1 pseudogene is annotated in these 700 nt (G+C 72.3%); it reads right to left on the reverse strand.

What is annotated here, in order from left to right:
- Positions 1 to 700: pseudogene (locus tag FLV34_RS41090) on the reverse strand (hypothetical protein); the annotation flags it as partial.

The following is a 700-nucleotide window of genomic DNA, read 5'->3' on the forward strand; positions in this document are numbered from 1 at the left end:
AGCCTCGCCGGTGTCGAACTCCTCCGGGATGTCGGGGTCGTCAGCGCCGCCCGCAGCGCCGGGGTCGCCCAACGCGCCGGAAACGGTGTCATCGGCCCGGCTCAGGTCGTCGGCGCTTCCGGGGGCGTCGGGGGCGTAGGCGTTGGTGTCGTCGGCGCTCTCCGCACCGGCATCTGCCTCAGCCTCGGCATTGTCGAGGTCGTCGGCCTGGCCGGGTGCAGGGTCGCCCGTGTCGTCCCGGCTTTCCTCGAAGTCCGCGGCGTCCCGCGTGTCTTCGGCGTGGTCGGTGGTGTCGTCGGCCTGGCCCGGCTCGTCAGTGGTTCCGGCGGGGTCGGGGATGTAGTCGCTGGGGGTGCTGTCGCCGAGGTCTGCGAAGTGGTCGCTGACGTCGTCGTCGGCGGCAGGGTCGGCGGTGTCTTGGGTGGCCGGGTCGGTGTCGTCGGTGGCCGGGTCGGCGGTGTCTTGGGTGGCCGGGTCGGCGGGGTATGGGTTGTCGTCGGTGGGGTCGGTGGTTTCGGGGTCGGTGGGGAGGGATTCGGCGCTGACCACGACGAGGAGCTCGGCGGCGATCTTCTGCTCCAGCAGGGCGATCAGCGCGTCCGCCTGGCGTACCGTCAGCGGGCGGTCATCCCCCTGTGCCCTCAGCTTGGCGTACGCCTGCAACAACGCCATCAACCGGGCGCCGGCCTCACGCGGCAGG

Origin of the sequence: Microbispora sp. CSR-4, assembly GCF_008033685.1 — a bacterium.
GTDB lineage: Bacteria > Actinomycetota > Actinomycetes > Streptosporangiales > Streptosporangiaceae > Microbispora.